Source organism: gamma proteobacterium SS-5 (assembly GCA_009497875.2).
GTDB classification, from domain to species: Bacteria; Pseudomonadota; Gammaproteobacteria; order Chromatiales; family Chromatiaceae; genus Magnetovirga; species Magnetovirga frankeli.
Map to the genome: position 1 here is coordinate 2,295,529 of CP032508.2, position 20,854 is coordinate 2,316,382.

Annotated in this window: 12 protein-coding genes; 10 read left to right on the plus strand and 2 right to left on the minus strand. The window is 58.8% G+C overall.

Annotated elements, in window-relative coordinates; genetic code table 11:
* Window positions 1–15 precede the first annotated feature (15 nt).
* On the minus strand, window positions 16–450 hold the full coding sequence (locus D5125_15720) for a cytochrome c (protein QFY90792.1): 435 nt from the start codon (window positions 448–450) through the stop codon (window positions 16–18).
* A 122-nt stretch (window positions 451–572) separates the two neighbouring features.
* On the opposite strand from D5125_15720, the gene D5125_17205 reads away from it, so the two are divergent.
* The 9 genes from D5125_17205 (at window position 573) to D5125_15770 (ending at window position 13,991) form a co-directional block, all read left to right on the plus strand.
* Window positions 573–713, plus strand: a complete 141-nt coding sequence (locus D5125_17205; GenBank protein QPB72180.1) for a hypothetical protein — start codon at window positions 573–575, stop codon at window positions 711–713.
* A 210-nt stretch (window positions 714–923) separates the two neighbouring features.
* Entirely contained in the window at window positions 924–1,169 is a 246-nt protein-coding gene (locus D5125_15730; protein ID QFY91196.1) for a helix-turn-helix domain-containing protein, read from the plus strand.
* The gene (locus D5125_15735; GenBank protein QFY90794.1) at window positions 1,166–4,288 is read left to right on the plus strand and encodes a DUF499 domain-containing protein; all 3,123 of its coding nucleotides are present in this window, start codon (window positions 1,166–1,168) and stop codon (window positions 4,286–4,288) included. Before D5125_15730 ends, D5125_15735 begins: the two co-directional genes overlap by 4 nt.
* A gap of 19 nt (window positions 4,289–4,307) precedes the next feature.
* Entirely contained in the window at window positions 4,308–4,940 is a 633-nt protein-coding gene (locus D5125_15740) for a DUF3780 domain-containing protein (protein ID QFY91197.1), read from the plus strand.
* A 206-nt stretch (window positions 4,941–5,146) separates the two neighbouring features.
* Window positions 5,147–8,104 carry a DUF1156 domain-containing protein gene (locus tag D5125_15750; GenBank protein QFY90796.1) on the plus strand — a complete coding sequence of 986 codons (2,958 nt, stop codon included), beginning with the start codon at window positions 5,147–5,149 and terminating at the stop codon, window positions 8,102–8,104.
* 13 nt (window positions 8,105–8,117) lie between these two features.
* Window positions 8,118–8,531 carry an SAM-dependent methyltransferase gene (locus D5125_15755; protein QFY91198.1) on the plus strand — a complete coding sequence of 138 codons (414 nt, stop codon included), beginning with the start codon at window positions 8,118–8,120 and terminating at the stop codon, window positions 8,529–8,531.
* Complete coding sequence (locus D5125_15760; protein ID QFY90797.1) at window positions 8,528–9,820, plus strand: AAA family ATPase; 1,293 nt, start codon at window positions 8,528–8,530, stop codon at window positions 9,818–9,820. The genes D5125_15755 and D5125_15760 overlap by 4 nt, the downstream gene beginning before the upstream one ends.
* On the plus strand, window positions 9,817–11,247 hold the full coding sequence (locus D5125_15765; protein ID QFY90798.1) for a hypothetical protein: 1,431 nt from the start codon (window positions 9,817–9,819) through the stop codon (window positions 11,245–11,247). The genes D5125_15760 and D5125_15765 overlap by 4 nt, the downstream gene beginning before the upstream one ends.
* Window positions 11,248–11,252: 5 nt before the next feature.
* On the plus strand, window positions 11,253–13,991 hold the full coding sequence (locus D5125_15770; protein QFY90799.1) for a DEAD/DEAH box helicase family protein: 2,739 nt from the start codon (window positions 11,253–11,255) through the stop codon (window positions 13,989–13,991).
* Between the two features lie 207 nt (window positions 13,992–14,198).
* Here D5125_15770 and mutS read toward each other — a convergent pair whose 3' ends face one another.
* Window positions 14,199–16,760 carry a DNA mismatch repair protein MutS gene (gene mutS, locus D5125_15775; protein QFY90800.1) on the minus strand — a complete coding sequence of 854 codons (2,562 nt, stop codon included), beginning with the start codon at window positions 16,758–16,760 and terminating at the stop codon, window positions 14,199–14,201.
* Between the two features lie 501 nt (window positions 16,761–17,261).
* On the opposite strand from mutS, the gene dnaE reads away from it, so the two are divergent.
* The gene (gene dnaE / locus D5125_15780; GenBank protein ID QFY90801.1) at window positions 17,262–20,813 is read left to right on the plus strand and encodes a DNA polymerase III subunit alpha; all 3,552 of its coding nucleotides are present in this window, start codon (window positions 17,262–17,264) and stop codon (window positions 20,811–20,813) included.
* Window positions 20,814–20,854 lie beyond the last annotated feature (41 nt).

Sequence of the window (20,854 nt, forward strand, 5' to 3'; positions counted from 1 at the left end):
AATAAAAACTCCCGATTAACCCTTGATGTTCGGCGGCCAGCCGGCGGCGTCGATCTCAGAGACGTACTTAAGGAACTCGGCCAGGGCGGTGAGTTCCTCGTCAGTGAAATTGAATTGCGGCATGGAGCGGCGACCGGGCACGCCATCGGCAGGGCGATACTTGATGAAGCCCTTGATGGCCTCGGTGCTGTTGCCGAAGCGGGTATAGACGTTGCCCAGCTCGGGCGCGAAATAGGCCCCCTCGCCAAGCAGCGAATGACAGCCGACGCAGTTGTTTTCTTCCCACAGACGCTTGCCGTGGATGACGGTTTCGGTCAGGTTCTGACGGTTGTCCCGATCGGGCAGGGCCGTTTCGGTATCGTAGGTCAGGGCGAGGAAGAGCAGGGCAAAAAACACGGTACCACCGTAAAAGATGTTCCGTGCCATGGCTTTGGTGAAGGTTTGTGACATTGAAGTCCCCTTAGAAATGGCTTTTGGCCGCCGTATTTCAGGCCAAGCTGGCCCTCAGAACCTTGATGTATGTCAGGATTTGCCAGCTTTTAGTGCCAAACCCCTCGCTCAGGGCCATCAATATGACAGGGAATCACGGTCTGAACGGGCCACAGGCCCTGGCCTTCACACTCAACCTTAACCGCATGCAGGAAGACTATGCCCTCGCCATACTCCACCGCGTCCAGGTGCATGTTGGCGATGCCGCGCAACGTCTCTCGTAGCGGCTCAAGCCTAGGAGGCTGTGACAGCCAAAGCGACGCAAGACGGCATGCATCCACCAGCACCAACACCCCGCTTGGCATGATGCGAGATCTTTGGCTTGATCACCCGATTTCCTGCCATTTATCTGTTCAAATATGTACAAATCTGCCGTATCCTTGCCAAGATTACCATCACAACTGGGGCATACTGCCATGGCGGGTGAGAGCGCGATGAAAGACGTTACAGGCGAGATATTCACCCTTGACGACGTGGCAGCCTACCTCAAGGTGGGCAGGCGAACGGTATATCGCTTGGCTGCAGCCAAGAAGATCCCTGCGTTCAAGGTAGGCGGGACGTGGCGGTTCTCGCGCACTGATATCGACATGTGGATCAAACAGAAGTCGATGGAAGGCCTGGACGTCGGCAGTGAGAATTCCAGATGGTCAACAGAGAACAAGAGTGGAGAGCGTTCATGATCAAGACGGTTAAGCAGGCCTGCCGGTTCAATCCGGTCATTCAAGACTACCGGATGAGTCAGGGCATCGAGAACCTGGCCGATCTGATTCATGACGCGGGTGATGGTCGCGAGTTCTTCTCACGTAACTTCGTCACGCACGGCATGGAGCAACTCTTCCGTGAAGGCCTCCTGCGCTTGTCGGGTAAGTCTGATCAAGCGGTCTTCGAACTGACCCAGGCGATGGGTGGCGGTAAGACACACATGATGATCGCACTTGGCCTGCTGGGGCGTCACCCGCATCTGCGTTCGGAAGTGCTTGCGACTGATTTGAGCGCTCGCGTGGATTGCGGTCAGGCCCGCATCGCCGCTTTCAACGGTCGCAACAACCCCGACAACTACATCTGGGGCGAAATCGCGACGCAGCTAGGCGAAGCCGAGGCCATCAAGCCCTACTGGATCAATGGCCCCAAAGCGGTCGATCAGCGGCAGTGGAAGGAAATAATCGGCGGCAAGCCTACATTGATCCTGCTCGACGAGTTGCCGCCCTACCTCGACAACGCCAGCACCCAGGTGTTTGGTCAGGGCACGCTCGCCAACATGGTGGTGTACAGCCTCAGCAGCTTGATGAGTGCAGCGCTTGAGCTGCCCAATTGCGCCATCGTCATCGCCAACCTATCCGGCAGCTACAAAGCGCAGACTAGGGCGCTTGGCGATGCCATTTCCAATTTGCAGCAGGAAACCCGCCGCCAGGCAATGACCATCACCCCGGTGCAATTGGCCGGTAACGAGATCTACGAGATTCTCAAGAAGCGATTGATTGACGAACTTCCCGATGAGCGCATCATCGCCGACATCGCCGACGAATTCGCCCAGCAGATCAAGAAGGCAGAGGACGGTGGCTACATTATCGCCTCCAGTCTGGAACAGATTGCCGAGCAAGTTCGCGAGACCTATCCCTTCCATCCCTCATTCAAGCATCTGGTCGCCCTGTTCAAAGAGAACGAAGGCTTCCGCCAGACTCGTGGCTTGATGCAGTTCACCGCCAGGTTGTTGAAAAGTGTTGCGGAGCGAGAGGCAGACGACGTTTTCCTCATCGGCACCCAGCATTTGGCACTCAATGACGATCAAGTCAAAGACGAGATCGAACGCATCGCGCCAAAGTTGATGCCAGCCCTCACCCGCGACATCGCCGACAATGGCAATGCCATTGCCGAGTCCATTGACGATGAACTGGATGGCGATGCCGCCCAGCAAGTGATGACGCTGTTGCTGGCATCTTCCTTGTCGCGTGCGGTGGGTGGCCGAATCGGTCTATCCGATAGCGAGATCATCGAATTTCTGGCAGCACCTAATCGCAAGGTGGACGAGTTTCTCCAGGCGCTGGAGCGACTGCGAGATCAGGCCTGGTACCTGCACCGTGAAGATCAGCGTTTCTTTATCAAGGAAACCGAAAACCTCACCCGCCAGATCGAGCGCAACGCCAAGGAAGTCCCGCAGCCCAAGGTGGATCAGGCGCTGATCAATCGCTTAAACGGCTTTTTGCAGCCAGAGCGGCGCAACGCCTATCAGGATGTCCAGGTTCTGCCGAAACTCGATGAACTCAAGCTCACCGGACCTCGCACGCTGATCGTGATCAAGCCCGACGGCAAGGTGCCGCCCAGTGAGCTGCAGAACTTCTTCGACTACCAGCAGGAGAAAAACAACCTGCTGGTGCTCACCGGGCAGGATAGCCACATGGCCGATGCCGTCGAAGACCGTCTGCGTGAGCTCTACGCCATCGAGCAGATCCATAAGCGCTTGAAGCAAGGCGACACTCTCTACGAGGAAGCCCGAGACCGCCTGGAGGAGGCGGAAGACCGCTTTAACAAGGCACTGTCCGCCGCCTATAATCGGCTCTATTTCCCTGCCAATGATCCGGTGGATGGCCGTGATGCCCTCGCTGCAGTCACTATTGATAATGGATTGAAGCTGGGCAAGGGAGATCAATCCGCTGAAGCTCAGATTGAATCCTTACTTGCCAGTCCCCGCGCCAACTACAAACTCGCGGCGGACCTCGCCGAGAATTTCAACGAGTACTTCGCGATGGCCGAGGAATATCTCTGGCCATCTGGCAAGGATAACCGGCGCACGCCTTGGAAGGACGTAGTCAGCCGCGCTAAAAATAACTCGGTTTGGCCCTGGATGCCCGGCAATGGTGGCATGGATACGCTTAAGACCGAAGCGCTGAAACAAGGCCGCTGGCGTTTGGGTGAGGATGGGTATGTTGAAAAGGGACCGTTCCCCAAAGACAAGACCACTGTCAACGTCTCAGTGGTCGGCAGCCATCCCGACACCGGCGAGACCATTTTGAGCCTGACTCCCCGGCATGCAGGGGAGAGTCCCATGATCGTCTATGCGACCCGGCCAGATGCACTGGCTAGCGGAAACCTAGTGGACGACCCCGACAGCTTCACCACCGGAGAAGGTACGCTCTACTTCCAGGTTAAAGATCAGACCGGTCGGTATGAAACCGGGGCACCCATCCGCTGGACCGCCGACATCAAGATACGCCATCAGGTAGATCCGGCCGCAGACAAACGCCGCATCACCTTGGCCAGCACGCCCAAGGCTGATCTCTTCTACACCCTGGATGGCTCTAATCCGAAGGACGGAACGCCTTACGAGGGGCCGTTTGAGATCGGACCTCAGGCGGCCCGCCTCCTGGTCTATGCCCGCGCTGGCGAAGCCAATAAGACAGCGGACTTTCAGATCCCAGCCAGTGGCGACAAGAGGGTACAGATCGTCGACACCAAACCGGCCAAGCTTCAATCCAAGCGGGTCACGTTGGACACCACAGATCGCGTCTATGGCGTCATCAACCGCTTCCGCGATCAGCCGAGCACCCGCTTCAAGGGTGTTCGCATCGAGATTGGCGAGGGTGAAAACACTGTGACCGTCCGCTTTCAAGAGCGAGAAGTGACCGCTGCAATGATTGAGAGTGTGGTGAACAGCCTTCGTCAGGTGTTGAACGAAGACCAAGCCCCGGTTGCCATCACCATTGCCGATGGCATCCAGTTCGACACTGGGTTTGCCGCCAAAGAGTTCGCCAAGCTGGTGGGAATGGAACTCAAGCCAGGCGACGTCATTCAGGAGAGTTAACAAAATGGCCCAATCCAAGGTGGCCCAGAGCAAAGCGACCGGCCGCACTGCAAAAGGAAAGGCGGCCGGGCAGAAGAGCCAGCACCCGACGCTGGGCTTTGGCGTGCCTGCCACCTCGGATCCGCATCACTTCAAGGTCATCATCCCCCGCAGCAATACGGGTCGGGTGCAGATCAGTGAATACCTCGGAATGCAGGCCGCAGCTGATGAGCACGCTGTGATCGACCGTGTCTTACTGGATCGGCCTCGCTGGACGGCCATTCGCTCCGAAGTGCAGCGCGCATTCAATGCTCGACTCAACGGCCACGGCCTGAAGCCCAGCGCATGGAAAGTCGGTAGCAACCTGGTTGACAGGCTGTTGGGGAAGGAGCTCTGCGTCCTGGCTTGGGCTGTGGAGCACATGGAGATTGAGAAGGTGCCGGTGGCGGTGCGCAATTGGCTGGCCCTGCGTCCTGAAGAGCGCTGGTGGCTGTTTGGTATGACAGCAATGAGTACGGGTGGCATCAACGACGGGGACAAAGGTTGGCGGCTGGCGTTGCGCCATGCGCTGGGTGACATCGCGCAGAGCGAACTGCTGCAACCCAAGGCGCGACGTCAACGTGTGCGGGACGATAGCGATCGCCCAACCTTGGACCTATTTGGGAATGAATGAAAAATGAACCTGATTACCCACAAACCTCAGCCTATCGGAGAGATTGACCTTTACCTGCACCTGACAGCACATAGGGCGGCCCGTGGCCGCCGCGCCCTCGCAAGGTGCAACCCCATTGCAAGCGGCCTGGCGGTGGGCGCGGCCCACCCTATGCTCGCGGCAAGCCAACGCCAGACGAGGGCTGAGATACATGAGTAATCAGGAAAATGAATGAAGTGGCAAGAACAGCAACGACCTTGATGCAGCTCAAACTAAAAGATGCGCCGACGCTGATTGAGTCAGTTTTTCCGGCGCAGAAAGTGTCGTTCGAGGCACAAGCCGAGCGCAAAGCGGTTGCCGCTCAGACGCTGACCGGGTTGGGCTCCTACTGGAAAGGGCGCAAGCCACTGATACTGGTGCGTGGCATCGTGCTGGGCAGCTTGTTGCCGCCCACCGATGACCCAGAGCAAGACCTCGTGGTGTTCGAGAAATTGATGGCCTTCGATGAGGAAAGCCTGGCGCGACGGGCCTTGGCTGCGAACGCCTTTTCCGCGTCTGCACTGCAGGAACTGATCCCGATCAACGACCCAGAAGAGTATTTCTCGGGGCGTGGCTGGCGGCGCGACATTGCCGACGATGACAAGCTTGTGCTATATCGGAGGGCGTTGGCGACGTTCGGGAGCTACGAGGAAAAAGCGGGTCTCGGCAAACGCCCTGAGGAAGTGAATCAGGAATGGCTCTTTGCTCCGGTGTGGCCGGAGGTCAATCGCCACTACGCCCACCTGGGCGTGAGCGTGAAGTCCCTGCCGGAACTGGTCGAGCAATTCGGCGTCCTGCGCTATGGTCACCGCCCCCGCGTGGGCGACACATTCAGCGGCGGCGGCTCCATCCCCTTCGAGGCCGCGCGCATCGGCTGCGATGCCTACGCCTCCGACCTGAACCCCATCGCCTGCATGCTGACCTGGGGCGCGTTCAACATCGTTGGTGCGAGTGTCGAGGCTCGTGCCGAGATTGAAAAGGAGTACAACGCGGTCGCGAATGCGGTTCGGTCCGCCATTGATGCTCTTGCCATTGAAAAAGATGCCAAAGGAAACCAAGCCAAGGCATTCCTCTATTGCCTGGAGACGCGCTGCCCCGAGTCCGGTTGGATGGTCCCGATTTCGCCGTCTTGGGTTATTTCGAAGAATGGCAATGTGATAGCGCAACTGGAGCCTGACACTGCCAACAAGAGATTCAACATTCGGGTCAAGAGCGGGGCCACCGCTGACGAGTTACGGGAGGCCGCTGCCGGGACTGTGCAAGACAGCAACTTGCACTATCAGCTTAATGGCAAGATACACCGCGTCCCTATAAGGACCCTCCGAGGTGACTTCCGGGACTCACACGGCAATTCGGGGAATCGTCTCCGCCCATGGGAAAAATCGGATTTCGCCGCTGCGCCGGGTGACGTTTTTCAGGAGCGGCTGTATGCCATTCACTGGATCGCCAAGGATTCGCTGAAGGATGCGAGGCCCAAGACATACTTCGCTGCGCCAACCGAAGCCGATTTGGAGCGCGAACGCCGTGTCCAAGCCATCGTCGCTAAGAACCTGGCCCGCTGGCAGCATGAAGGCTTGGTGCCGGACATGGCCATAGAGCCGGGCGACAAGACCGATGAGCCGATTCGAACTCGTGGCTGGACGTACTGGCATCACTTATTCAATGCCCGCCAGTTGCTGCTGTACGCCGAATTAAAGAAGCACACCAGCGCTACCATGTCGCTGAGCTTTTGCCAGATGATCAACACCAGTGCACGGCTCACACGCTGGACCGTAGGCGATGGCCCCGGCCGCAGCGGCGGTACCAAGCAGGTCTTCGACAATCAGGCGCTGAATGTCCTGTTCAACTATGGTTGCCGAGCTTCTATATACCTGCTCGACTCACTTGCCGCCAAGGTCAGTGGGTCGCCGATACCGCAAGTCTCACGGCTTGAACAAAGATGTCTTCCAGCCGCAGAAATTTCGAGCGACTGTGACATCTTTATTACCGATCCGCCTTACGCCAATGCGGTGAACTACCACGAGATCACCGAGTTTTTCATCGCGTGGCTGCGCAAGAACCCGCCCAAACCCTTCGACGAGTGGGTGTGGGATTCGCGCCGCGCACTGGCCATCAAGGGCTCGGGTGAGGATTCCCGGCGCGGAATGGTCGCCGCCTACAAGGCGATGGCGGATCACATGCCAGACAACGGCATGCAGTGCGTGATGTTCACCCATCAGGACACGGGTGTTTGGTCGGACATGGTCGGCATCTTCTGGGCTGCTGGCTTGCAGGTCGTTGCAGCCTGGTACATCGCCACCGAGACGACGTCCGAGTTGAAGAAAGGGGGCTACGTACAGGGCACGGTGATCCTGATGCTGAAGAAGCGCACTGCAGGTGATCGTGCAGGCTTCAAGCAACGCATCCTGCCAGCCGTGCGCAGCGAAGTTCAGCGTCAGATCGAAACGATGATGCACCTTAACGATGAGGTGAAGAGCAAACACGGCGAGCCCGTTTTCAACGACTCCGACCTGCAGATGGCAGGTTACGCCGCCGCGCTGAAGGTGCTGACGGCCTACACGCAAATTGGTGGTGAGGACGTGACGGCTTTCGCACTGCGCCCACGCGTGCGCGGCGAGGTCACGGTGGTCGATGAAATCGTGCAGCAGGCGGCAGAAGCAGCCAACAGCCTGCTGGTGCCTGAGGGCCTTACTGCCGACACCTGGGCCAAACTCACGGGTATCGAGCGCTTCATGCTGCGCATGATGGACATGGAAACCACCGGTGCAGCCAAGCTCGACAACTATCAGAACTTTGCCAAGGCCTTCCGCGTGGAGGATTATGCTCGGGTGATGGGCAGCATGACGGCCAACCAGGCCCGTCTGAAGCGCGTGCCCGAGTTCGCCTCCCGTGATCTCACCGACAGTACAGAGCTCGGTGCCACCCGGCTCGGTCGCTTGATCATTGGCGTGCAACAGGTATTGGCGGAAATCGAACCCCAGGCCATCGTTAGCCAACTGCAGGCCGAAATGGCGGACTTCCTCGAGGTGCGCTCACTGCTGGTGGATTTGCTGGCCTTCATCAAGCGCAAGACGCTGGAACCGGAAGTCCGTACAGCGGCAGAGATCCTCGCCGCTCGACTCAAGAATCTACGCTTTGGTGGGTGAAGGCGGCATGCAGATGCAAGAGGACTTTCTGGATGCGCACCGACGTCACTTGAGCGATGCGGGCTATCTGTTTCAAGCAGAACGTTGGGCCAATGCGGATCACCTGTATGGCATTTCAGCCGAGTGCGGATTGAAGGTTTTGATAGAAAAGCTGAAGGGCAGCTCACTCGATAGAGGCGACCGACTACATGTCATGGAAGAGAAGAAGCCAAACAATGCCTGGCTGAAGTATCAGACCTATCTTTCTGGTCACGCGAAGGCCGCCAAGCTTGCTTTGCCAACACTCAACCCATTTGCCGACTGGCTTGTGTCGCAGCGATACGCAAATCAATCGAATTTTGATCACGTTCGGGTTCAGTCTCATCAGGAAGGTGCAAAAGCCGTAGCTGCCTTGCTCAAGAAAGATGCCGTAGAAGGTTTCAAATGATTACTTTTGATCAAATTCTCCCCATCACTCGTGATGTTTTTGAAACGATTCAGAAACCTGTTTTGCAACTGGACTGGTTGATCATCAACCGCGACCTCAACGGACTGGTGCGCTTCATTGTGCCGGAACACTGCATGTCAGACGATGCGCAACGCGCCGAAATTGAAGGGGCATACCGAGTACTGGCTGAACGTATCGCCCCCCACGCCTATCCAGTCAATGTCGGCATACTGTATGAAGTCACCCGCAAGGAAGCTCTCCACGGCGCACAGGCCTTCCTGCTGGAGGGCTTTCAGAATGTTTGGGTTGTTGATCGACTGGCAAACGAAAGCACCTGGGAGTCCATTGCGGAGGTGTCAAGCGGCGTGCCCCGTATTGTGTTTTTTTCCATCAAGGGTGGGGTAGGGCGTTCAACGGCATTGGCGGCCAGTGCCTGGGCATTGGCAAGGGCAGGCAAGCGGGTATTGGTTATGGATCTCGACCTCGAATCGCCGGGGCTTTCCAGTGCCTTGTTGCCGACGGATCGCCTGCCTGAATATGGCATCACCGACTGGCTGGTGGAGGATTTGGTCAATAACGGACACTCTTTGTTGAATGACATCTATGCAACCAGCAATCTAACGACAGCTGGCGAAATCTACCTGGTGCCTGCGCATGGGCGAGATCCGGGTGAATATGTGACCAAACTCGGTCGTGTATGGATGCCCAAGGTTGACGCACAAGTGCACCATGAATCATGGTCGGCACGTTTGAACCGATTGGTCAATGAGCTTGAAGAGAGGGTTCGGCCCGATCTGATTTTTATCGATTCACGCGCTGGTATTGATGAAGTTGCCGCTGCCTGCGTAACTGACCTTGGCGCACATACGGTTTTGATGTTCGCCATTCAGGGGCGACAAACCTGGACAGGTTATCGTGCCTTGTTTGCGTATTGGCAGCAGCGCTCCGTTATTACCAAGATTCGAGATCGTCTGCAACTGGTTGCCGGATTGGTGCCGGATGATGATCGCAGGCTGGACTATCTGGCCGCTTTGCGCGCCGATGCTTATTCCCTCTTCGAAGAGACTTATGACGAAGTGGAGCCAGGTGCGGTTAGTCAATGGAACTTTGACGAGGACGATGACAACGCACCCCACACGCCGTTGTCTATTCGCTGGAGTCGGGGTTGGTATGGCCTGCTGAGCCTGCAACAACGCATGGTGCAGGTCGATGAGAGTGAAATTCAGTCTGTATATGGGGAACTAATCGAGTTTCTTAATCGATCCATTATGGGGGAGTGGCCTTCATGACGAGTCCACAAACCATCAGAGAAGCCATTATTGCTGCTCCGTTTGAGTTGGATAACACAGGGGAGATTCCACGCCCAGGAACACTTTACATCCCGCCTGCGCATCGAAAGGCGCTGTCTCAGGAGGCGGTTCTGGTCGTGGGGGCACGTGGAGTCGGAAAATCATTCTGGACCGCAGCACTGGGTGACAATGATCTGCGTCGCCAGCTCGGGGGGGCTGTCAAGGAACTGGCAAGTACGACAATTCAAATCGGGCATGCTGCAAAATCGAACAGCCGAGCCTACCCGGATAGGGAAACCTTCAAAGGTATTTTAGCGAAAGGGCATGATCCCTACGCTGTTTGGCGAACGGTAGTCGCCCGTTGGCTTGCCGCTATCGTGGGTGAATCAGTCACTGAAGATTCTTGGGTGTCTTCTGTTCGGTGGGCAGAAAACAATCCGGAACAAATTGCCCGAATTGTAGAAAAAGCCAACCAGAAATTACTTCAGAATAATCAGTCTGGACTGATTGTATTCGATGCACTGGACCGAACCAGTGATGATTGGGAGACGATGAATCACATTGTGCGAGACCTGTTGCGTGTGGTCTTGTGGCTTAGGGATTTCTCCAATTTGCGCGCTAAGGTTTTTCTTCGCCCCGATCAGCTTGAGAGAACTGTTACCACCTTCGTTGATGCTTCTAAACTACTGGCAACCCGTGCTGACCTGACCTGGGAGCGTCATGATTTGCACGCCATGATGTGGCAGCGCCTGATCAATGCGCCAAATGAGCATGGTAAGTGCTTGCGTGCCGTGGTGTGCTCCGTATTACCAACAACAGCAAAACTGAATTTTCAAAATGACGCATGGATTTTGCCGTCTGTTATAACATCTGAGCATCCTCATCAACGCCCACTTTTCGAATCCTTGGCTGGGGATAAGATGGGTAAGGATGCCAGGCGAGGCGTTCCTTATGTATGGAGCGTCAGTCACCTTGCCGATGGCCACGGCTGGACTTCACCACGCTCATTTCTGGCGGCGGTTAGTGCAGCGGCTGAAGATAGCCAGCGTTATACGGATTACCCATTGGCCCTGCATTACGAAAGCCTGAAACGAGGCATTCAAAAGGCCTCCCAAATTCGGGTGGCGCAAGTGGCCGAAGATGATCCATGGGTTACAGAGGTTATGCTCCCTTTGAAGGGTAGTAATGTTCCTCGAGAATACGATGGCATTCGTTCGGCATGGGAAGAGGCATTTCCCCAGGGTTCTGGCAGTATCTCAACCGTACACTTACCTCCTCAGCATGCGGGTAGCTGGGAAGGCGTTTGCAAGGATTTGGAGCGATTGGGGGTCTTTGTTAACCGCAAGGATGGCCGCATCGATATGCCGGATCTTTATCGTGTCGGCTTTGGACTGGGCCGCAAGGGCGGCGTAAAGCCGAAAAACTAACGACAATGGGTATCCGGCGCTTTTCTTCGCGTACCCACCGGCTGGATACCAGCATTCTGATGCAGCATCTGGTCGGTGCCAGAAGCTACAAGCGTATTGCCGGCTACTTCACCAGCTCTTTGTTCGAGGTGGCTGGCGAAGCGCTGGAGCACTTACCCGAGGTCAAGATCGTTTGCAATGTCGATATCCATCCCGATGATCTGAAGGTGGCGCAGCTACGCGAAGCCAAGATGATGGGGCGTTGGAATGAGAAGGCTATCGAAGCGGAGGCCTTGCTCAATCGAGATCGTTACCGTCGCCTCGATGCCTTTCTGCAGCAGCACGGTCAGGCGGTGCGAGTTGCGCCTGATAGTATCTGCGGCTTCGTGCATGGCAAGGCGGGTGTCATTGAGTTGGCTGATGGCCGCAAGCTGGGTTTCATCGGCTCAATGAATGAGACCCGCAGCGGCTGGCAGCGGCACTACGAGATCTTGTGGGAAGACGATTCCCCTGAAGGGGTCGCCTGGATCGAGGATGAGTTCTACTTTCTGTGGAATGCTGCGCGGCCACTGCCGCAGGTAGTCATGCGCGAAGTTCATCGGCGGGGCTATCGCCGCGAGGTGCCATTTGATGAGATCGAGGGGGATGAAGATCTCGCACCAGCGGCCCTGATCGAATCGCCTCTTTACCGCGAAGGCTTGTCTCTACAGCCTTGGCAGCAAGGATTTATTACCGAGTGTCTGCGCCACCACCAGCAGCATAAAGTTGTGCGGTTGCTGCTGGCCGATGAGGTGGGGCTCGGAAAGACGTTGTCCCTCGGCACCGCGGCCTTGACACTCTGTCTGCTGGCCGATCGAGACCAGCAGGCCCGCAAGCCGGTGGTGATTTTTGCACCGGCTACACTCTGTGTACAGTGGCAGACGGAGATGATCGATAAGCTGGCCATCCCCTGTGCACGCTGGGATACCTTGCGCAAGGTTTGGTTGGATACGGATGAGCGCGTGATCTCACCGGCAGGTCGAGAGCAGATTGTCAGGTGCCCGTTACGGATTGGTATCGTCTCCACCGGGCTGATGATGCGGGATTCGTTGGAGAAACAGCATATGCTGGGGTTGCGCTTTGGCCTGGTTATCCTCGATGAGGCGCACAAGGCCCGCAGCCGCCAGGGATTTGGCAAGGATGCCGGTACGCCAAATGAACTGCTTGCCTTCATGCGTGAGATTGCCGCACGCTCAGATCACGTTCTTCTGGGTACCGCTACGCCGATTCAGACCCAGCCCGAGGATCTGTGGGACTTGATGGGTATTCTTCACCAAGGAAAAGGTAATTTTGTTCTCGGTAATGACTTTGCGCCGTGGCATCGGCCTCCTGAAGTGCTGCTGATTTTGTCAGGTGAGCAAGAGGTGACAGATATCGCATTTGCTTGGCAGCTGCTGCGTTCACCTTTACCCCTGGTTGACTCTACCCAAGAGCCGCATGCAAGAAAGCTATTCAGCGCCATACGCCAGGACTTGGGGCTGATCAATGGGGAATGGCAAACCACAAAGACGATCACTGAGCTGACAGAGGATACACGGGAGATACTGGGGGATGAGTTGGAGCGCCGTATTTCGGGTGCGACCCTGTTCCAGCGAGAGAATCCATTGGTGCGTCACGTCGTGCTGCGCAAACGCGTCAGCCTTGAAGATGCTGGACTGCTAACCAAGGTCGGTGTTGATGTTCATCCTAATCGCCAGCTTGTCGGCGATCCCCGCTGGTTTGATGCGCTCTTTGAGGCCAACGCGTTGCGGACCCATGAGAATTTCCGTGAAGCCTATCGTGAGGCACGTCTGTTTGGTCAGGCTCTGGGCAAGCGCGGTAAGGGTGGCGGATTCATGAAAAATCTCATGGAGCAACGTATTTGCTCCAGTATTCAGGCAGGACTCAGTACTGCCAGGATGCTTTTGAAAGGCCGGACGATCCACCAAGAGGAAGATGAGCAAGAGGCCGATCTGAAGGTTGAAAGCGGTGAAGAACGTGAGGTCCTGCTCCGCCTGATCAGTCGCCTAGAGCACATTGAGGAAGATCCAAAACTCAACGCCGTTATCCACTACCTGGAAAGAGAAAAGTGGCGAGAGCTCGGGGTCATCATCTTCAGCCAGTACTACGACACGGCCAAGTGGGTCGCCGACGAGCTGGCCTCAAGATACCCTGATGAGGCAATTGGCCTGTACGCGGGTGCAGGACGCAGTCGCTTGTATCAACGTGGCGATAGCGTGACGTGCGAGCGGGAAACGCTCAAAAAAATGGTGGCTGAACATGAAGCCCGTATCATGGTCGCTACCGATGCGGCCTGTGAAGGACTGAACCTGCAAACGCTTGGTGCCTTGATCAATGTCGATTTGCCGTGGAATCCGACACGTCTCGAACAACGAATTGGACGCATTAAGCGCTTCGGCCAAAAGCGTGAAACGGTGGATATGCTCAATCTTGTGAATGAGCAAACCGTGGATGAAAAGATCTATGATCGCCTGTCAGAGCGGATGCACAATCGTTACGACCTATTCGGATCAGTGCCAGACACGATCAAGGACGAATGGATCGAGGAGATCGAAATCCTCGGGGAAAAGATGGATGAGTTTATCAATGCCCAGAAAGAGGCCACAGGTTTTGACCTGCGCTATTTGGGCACGATGGAGCCACCCGCGAAGGACTGGCGCGATTGTTCGGAGGTGCTGTCACGTCGGGACTTCGCGGTGTTAATGACTACAGCCTGGATAGGATAATGATGCTAAACGAGTGCCTAATTGAATAACGTGTGACGCAGATCGTTACAGGCAGGTTCCCCAGAGTCGCATGACCTGTGTATGTGTGGATGCCTCTACGTACGGAACCAGGGATGCCTCGCCTGTTGGGTATGAAGCCACCCCTGGTCAAGGGTCAATAGCTGAATAGCCGAGAGAACGGTCTGAACGGGCCGCAGGCCCTGGCCTTCACAGCAGCCCCCGCAGCCGATAAAGCATCTCCAGGGCCTGGCGTGGGCTCAGGTTGTCCGGGTTGAGCGCTTGCAGCTTGTCGATCACCGGATGCTGGGGCTCGGCCCTGGTCTCGGGGCCGAACAGGGACAGCTGACGGCCACCCTGTTCGGCGTGCTGCTTGGCCGATTGTTCCAGCTCGCGCAGGCGCTGGCGGGCGCGCTGGATCACCTGCGGCGGCACCCCGGCCAGCTGCGCCACCTGCAGGCCGTAGCTTTGGTTGGCCGGGCCTTCCTTGACCGCGTGCAGAAAGACGATGCCCTCGCCGTGCTCCACCGCGTCCAGGTGCAGATTGGCGATGCCGGGGTATTCCTCGGGCAGTGTGGTCAGCTCGAAATAATGGGTGGCGAACAGGGTAAAGGCGCGTATGCGGCTGGCCAGTTCCACGGCGCAGGCCCAGGCCAGGGACAGGCCATCGAAGGTGCTGGTGCCGCGGCCGATCTCGTCCATCAGGATCAACGACTGCTCACTGGCGTTATTGAGGATATTCGCCGTCTCTTCCATCTCTACCATGAAGGTGGAACGACCGCCGGCCAGGTCATCGGAGGCGCCGATGCGGGAGAAAATGCGGTCAATGGGGCCGATCTCGGCGCTCTGCGCCGGGACAAAGCTGCCGGCAAAGGCCAGCAGCACAATCAGCGCCGTTTGCCGCATATAGGTCGATTTTCCCCCCATGTTCGGCCCGGTGATGATGAGGATGCGGCGCTGCTCGTGCAGCTCGATACCGTTGGCGACAAAGGGGCTGGGGCTGAGCTGCTCCACCACCAGATGGCGGCCGGCCTGGATCTGTACGCCCGGTTGCTGCCGCAGCACCGGCTTGACCAGGTCCAGCTTCTGCGCCCGCTCCGCCAGGGCGCAGAGCACATCCAGGGCGGCCAGCCCCTCGGCGCACAGCTGCAGCGGCCCCAGCTGTGCGGCCAGTCCCTCCAGCAGATCCTCGTACAGGGCCTTCTCCCGCGCCAGGGCACGCTCCTTGGCGGAGAGCACCTGATCCTCGAATTGCTTCAGCTCCGGCGTGATGTAGCGCTCGGCCCCCTTCAGGGTCTGGCGCCTTACATAGTCCTCCGGTGCCTGATCTGCCTGGCCACGGCTCAGCTCGATGTAATAGCCGTGTACTCGGTTGTAGCCCACCTTGAGGCCAGCGATGCCGGTGCGCTCGCGCTCACGTTGCTCCAGATCCAGCAGGAACTGGTCGGCATTGGCGGACAGATCGCGCAGCCGATCCAGCTCGGCATCGTAACCTCGCGCCAGCACGCCGCCATCGCGGATCAACAGGGGTGGTTGCTCGATGATGGCGGCCTGCAGCAGCTGCTGGGTCTGCGGGTGTTGGCCGATCTCTGCGGCCAACTGCAGCAGCAGGGCCGATTGCAGTGGCTCTAGCAGGCTTTGCAGATCGGGCAGCAGGGTCAGGGCATCGCGCAGACCGGCCAGATCACGCGGCCGGGCCGACTTCAGCGCCACCCGGGCGAGGATGCGCTGTACATCGCCGATGCCACGCAACTCCTCGCGCAGCGGCTCAAAGGCATAGCCCTGCAACAGCTCCTCAATGGCCAGATGGCGCTGGCCGACGGCCTGGCTATCGCGCAGCGGTCGGTTTAGCCAGCGCCGCAACAGGCGGCTGCCCATGGCGGTGGCTGTGCTATCCAGTACCCCGGCCAGGGTATCCTTGGGTCGGCCACTCAGACTGTGGTCGATCTCCAGGTTGCGCCGGGTAGCGGCGTCGATCAGCACCGCGCTATCGCGCTGTTCCAACGCCAGGCCGCGCAGATGGGGCAGGGCGGTGCGCTGGGTCTCCTGCACGTACTGCAGCAGGGCACCGGCGGCACTGATGGCCAGGCCCTGGTCGGCACAACCGTAGCCGCCCAGGTCCTTGACCTGAAACTGGGTGCAGAGCAGGCGGCGCGCCGTGTCCGGCTCGAAATGCCAGGGTGGTCGCCGGGTCAGGCCAGCACCTTGAGGCAGGCGATCGATCAGATCGCTACTGTCGTCCAACAGCAGCTCAGCCGGATGCAGCCGCTCCAGCTCACTGGCCAGGGCCTCCGCGCCCTCCAGCTCCTGCAGCAGGAAACGGCCACTGCTCAGGTCCAGCCAGGCCAGGCCAAAGCGTTGTGTCCGCTCATCCATGCGGCCCGTCATCTGACCCTCGACCAGGGCCGCCAGCAGGTTGTCCCGGCGCTCCTCCAGCAGGGCATCATCGGTCACTGTGCCGGGTGTAACAATCCGCGCCACCTGGCGCTCAACCGGCCCCTTGCTGGTGGCCGGGTCACCGACCTGCTCGCAGATGGCCACCGACTGCCCCAGCTTGACCAGCTTGGCCAGATAGCCCTCGGCGGCGTGATAGGGGATACCGGCCATGGGGATGGGCCGCCCCGCCGACTTGCCGCGCTTGGTCAGGGTGATATCCAGCAGATCAGCCGCCCGCTCGGCATCCTCGTAGAACAGCTCGTAAAAATCGCCCATGCGGTAGAACAGCAGCATCTGCGGATATTCCGCCTTGATACGCAGGTATTGCTGCATCATTGGGGTGTGTTGCTCTTTTTTTTCTAATGAACTCATGTTGTTATGCTACTCTACTTATTGATTGCTAAGCATTTATCGTTTTTCCATCGTCTCTTGCAGTCTCATCGAGTCTCACGAAATATCATCCAGTCTCAGGAAAAAGTGTAATTTGAAGTGTAACTTTTGTTGGTGTAACTTTTCCTTGAAATGCAAAAGTTACACTTTTTCCGTTGTGTCGGACAAACTGACATCAATTCAAGAGGATGCCAATGGCAACGATACAGGGTACCAAAGCCTTGTCTTCCAGGACAGTGGAGACGATGAAGCCGGGACTCGACACGACTTGGGTCGCAAGACTCAGGTTATTCTCTTGACGCATCACCAGCACTTAGTCGATCTTGCTCGCTCGGTGCTGACGGAGGATGGTGTGCACTTTCATGAGTTAACTTGTCACGTCCCGTTCTCTCACCTTGCTCGCTACGGGCACCCAAACCCGACAGGCTTCAAGGATCCACTCACTCCATGACCGGCTTTGTCCATCTCGACCTGCACACCGAGTACTCACTGGTGGACAGCGTCATCCGCATCAAGCCCCTGGTGAGCCGGGTAGCGGCGGCAGGCATGCCCGCCGTGGCGGTGACCGATCAATCCAATCTGTTCTGTCTGGTGCGTTTTTATCAGGCCGCCAGCGCCGCCAACGTCAAGCCCATCGCCGGGGTGGATCTCTGGCTGCGCAACCCCGAGGACGAACAGAACCCCGACCGCCTGCTGCTGCTGGTGCAAAACCAAACCGGTTACCGCAACCTCACCCGGCTGGTGTCCCTGGGCTATCGCAAGGGCCAGATCCTAGGTCGGCCGCAGGTGGATCGCGCCTGGGTGGCACAGTACGCCGAGGGCCTGATCGCCCTGTCCGGCGGGCGCAGCGGCGATGTGGGCCGCGCCCTGCTGGCGGGCAATCAGGCCCTGGCCGAGCAACGCCTGAGCGGTTGGCAGGCCCTGTTCGGCGACCGCTATTACCTGGCGCTGTCGCGCACGGGCCGTCCCGGCGAGGAAGACTATCTGCATGCTGCGGTAGAGCTGGCGGCGGCCAAGGCGGTGCCGGTGGTGGCCACCAACGAGGTGCGCTTTCTCGATGGCGGCGACTTCAATGCCCACGAGGTGCGCGTCTGCATCCACCAGGGCCGGGTGCTGGACGACAGCCGTCGGCCGCGCCAGTACAGCGAGCAACAGTATCTGCGCTCACCCGAGGAGATGGCCGAGCTGTTCGCCGACCTGCCGGAGGCGCTGGAAAACAGCGTCGAGATCGCCAAGCGCTGCACCCTGGAGCTGAGCCTGGGCAAGAACTATTTGCCGGATTTTCCCATTCCCGACGGCCTGAGTATCGAAGAGTTTTTCCGCCAGGAGTCGGTCAAAGGCCTGGAGCAGCGCCTGGCCAAGATCATCCAGGCAGATGCCGCTGATGCCGAAGCCCAGCGCAAGATCTACGAGGATCGCCTGCATCTGGAGCTGGATGTGATCAACGCCATGGGCTTTCCCGGCTACTTTCTCATCGTCGCCGACTTCATCCAGTGGGCCAAGGATAACGATGTGCCGGTGGGGCCGGGGCGCGGCTCGGGGGCGGGTTCCCTGGTGGCCTATGCGCTTAAAATCACCGATCTGGACCCCATCGAGCACGATCTGCTGTTTGAGCGCTTCCTCAACCCCGAGCGCGTGTCCATGCCCGACTTCGATATCGACTTCTGCATGGAGAAGCGCGACCGGGTGATCGACTACGTGGCGCGTAAGTATGGCCGCGATTCGGTGTCCCAGATCATCACCTACGGCTCCATGGCGGCCAAGGCGGTGGTGCGTGATGTAGGCCGGGTGCTGGGTCATCCTTACGGCTTTGTGGATAAAATCGCCAAGCTGATCCCCTTTGATCTCAAGATGACCCTGGACAAGGCCCTGGAGGAGAGCGAGGAACTCAAGCAGCGCTACGACCGCGAGGACGAGGTGCGCGAGCTGATCGACATGGCCCGCTCCCTGGAGGGCCTGACGCGCAACGCCGGCAAGCACGCCGGCGGCGTGGTCATAGCCCCCGGCGAGCTGACCGACTTCGCCCCGCTCTACTGCGAAGCGGGCGGCGAGGGCCTGGTGACCCAGTTCGACAAGGACGACGTGGAGAAGGTCGGCCTGGTGAAGTTCGACTTTCTCGGCCTGCGCAACCTGACCATCATCGACTGGGCGCTGAAGACGGTGAATGCCGAACGCCAGACCCAGGGCGAGCCGCCCATCGATATCAGTGCCATCCCGATGGACGACCCGGCGGTATTCGCCCTGCTGCAGCGGGCCGAGACCACCGCCATCTTCCAGCTCGAATCCCGTGGCATGAAGGAGCTGATCAAGAAGCTGAGGCCGGACTGCTTTGACGACATCACCGCCCTGGTGGCGCTGTATCGCCCCGGCCCGCTGCAGTCTGGCATGGTGGACAACTTCATCAACCGCAAGCATGGCCGGGAGCGTATCTCCTATCCGGATGAGAGCTATCAGCATCTGTCGCTGAAGGCCACCCTGGAGCCCACCTACGGCATCATCCTCTATCAGGAACAGGTCATGCAGATCGCCCAGGTACTGGCGGGCTACAGCCTGGGCGGTGCCGACCTGCTGCGCCGCGCCATGGGTAAAAAGAAGCCCGAGGAGATGGCCAAGCAGCGCGCCGTGTTCGCCGAAGGGGCGGAAAAGAACGGTATCGACGCCGATCTGGCGATGAAGATCTTCGACCTGGTGGAGAAATTCGCCGGTTACGGCTTCAACAAGTCGCACTCGGCGGCCTACGCCCTGGTGTCCTACCAGACCCTCTGGCTCAAGGCCCATTACCCGGCGGCCTACATGGCAGCGGTGCTGTCGTCGGACATGGACAACACCGACAAGGTGGTGACCTTCATCGAGGAATGCCGCCGCATGGGGCTTAGGGTGCTGCCGCCGCACGTCAATCATTCCGACTTCATGTTCAGCGTGGCGGATGAGCGCAGCATCGTCTATGGCCTGGGCGCGGTAAAGGGGGTAGGGGAGGCGGCTATCGAGGGCCTGGTCCAGGCCCGGCGGGAGCAGGGGCCGTACAAGGATTTGTTCGATTTCTGCCGCCGTATCGACCTGCGCAAGGCCAACCGGCGGGTGCTGGAGGCGCTGATCCGCGCCGGGGCCATGGATGAACTCGGTCCCAACCGCGCCAGCCTGATGCTGCAACTGCCGATGGCAGTCAAGCTGGCGGAGCAGCAGAGCCAGTCGCGCTCGGCAGGCATGGGCGACCTGTTCGCCCTGGATGGCCCCGAGGAGGCCCTGGCACCGCCCAGCCAGGTGCTGCCCGAGCCCAGCGACGAATGGGAAGACGACCTGCGCCTGCAGGGTGAGAAAGAAACCCTGGGCCTTTATCTCACCGGCCATCCGGTGGACCGCCACCGCCCCGAGCTGCAGCAGCTGGGCTGCCGCGAGCTGGGCGGCCTGGACGGCGCGCTGGGGGATGCCGGCCCCGGCCAGCGCGGCGGGGTCAGCGTCATGGTCGGCGGTATGCTGGTAGCGGTGCGCCGCAGCCGTACCCAGCGCGGCGACATGGCCTCGGTGCTGCTGGATGATCGCACCGGCCGGGTCGAGGCCACTTTCTTCGCCGAGGCCTATGAGCAATGCCGCGACCTCCTGGTCAGCGACAGCATAGTGCTGATCACCGGGCGGCTCAGCTTCGATGAATACCGGGGCGGCCTGAGCCTGCGCGCCAGCCATGCCCAGACCCTGGAGGATGCCCGTGCCCAGCGCGCCAGCTGCCTGAGCCTCCGCCTGGATCAGGCCGACCTGGCGCAGCGCGGTATCGGCCCGCAACGCCTGCTGCAAGATCTCAGGGAGATGCTGCAGCCCTTCAGCGGCGGCCATTGTCGGCTGGAGTTTCAGTTCCGGGCCAGCACGGCCAGCGGCCGTGTCCGCCTAGGCCAGGGCTGGCGCGTCAAGCCCAGCGATGAGCTGCTCAAACGCCTGCGCCGCTACTTCGGCAAGGATGCGTTACAGGTAGAGTTCGGCCGTGCCGAGGGCAATGGCCTAGGCTAATCCCGTCATCGGTGTAACGGCTCAGGCCTCTCATTCCCTTT

Bases quoted from the DNA above. Each gene is read 5' to 3' on its own strand.
- D5125_15750 (QFY90796.1), top strand. From the start codon at position 5,147: ATGAATGAAGTGGCAAGAACAGCAACGACCTTGATGCAGCTCAAACTA.
- D5125_17205 (QPB72180.1), top strand. From the start codon at position 573: ATGACAGGGAATCACGGTCTGAACGGGCCACAGGCCCTGGCCTTCACA.
- D5125_15735 (QFY90794.1), top strand. From the start codon at position 1,166: ATGATCAAGACGGTTAAGCAGGCCTGCCGGTTCAATCCGGTCATTCAA.
- dnaE (QFY90801.1), top strand. From the start codon at position 17,262: ATGACCGGCTTTGTCCATCTCGACCTGCACACCGAGTACTCACTGGTG.
- D5125_15755 (QFY91198.1), top strand. From the start codon at position 8,118: ATGCAAGAGGACTTTCTGGATGCGCACCGACGTCACTTGAGCGATGCG.
- mutS (QFY90800.1), bottom strand. From the start codon at position 16,760: ATGATGCAGCAATACCTGCGTATCAAGGCGGAATATCCGCAGATGCTG.
- D5125_15760 (QFY90797.1), top strand. From the start codon at position 8,528: ATGATTACTTTTGATCAAATTCTCCCCATCACTCGTGATGTTTTTGAA.
- D5125_15730 (QFY91196.1), top strand. From the start codon at position 924: ATGAAAGACGTTACAGGCGAGATATTCACCCTTGACGACGTGGCAGCC.
- D5125_15770 (QFY90799.1), top strand. From the start codon at position 11,253: ATGGGTATCCGGCGCTTTTCTTCGCGTACCCACCGGCTGGATACCAGC.
- D5125_15765 (QFY90798.1), top strand. From the start codon at position 9,817: ATGACGAGTCCACAAACCATCAGAGAAGCCATTATTGCTGCTCCGTTT.
- D5125_15720 (QFY90792.1), bottom strand. From the start codon at position 450: ATGTCACAAACCTTCACCAAAGCCATGGCACGGAACATCTTTTACGGT.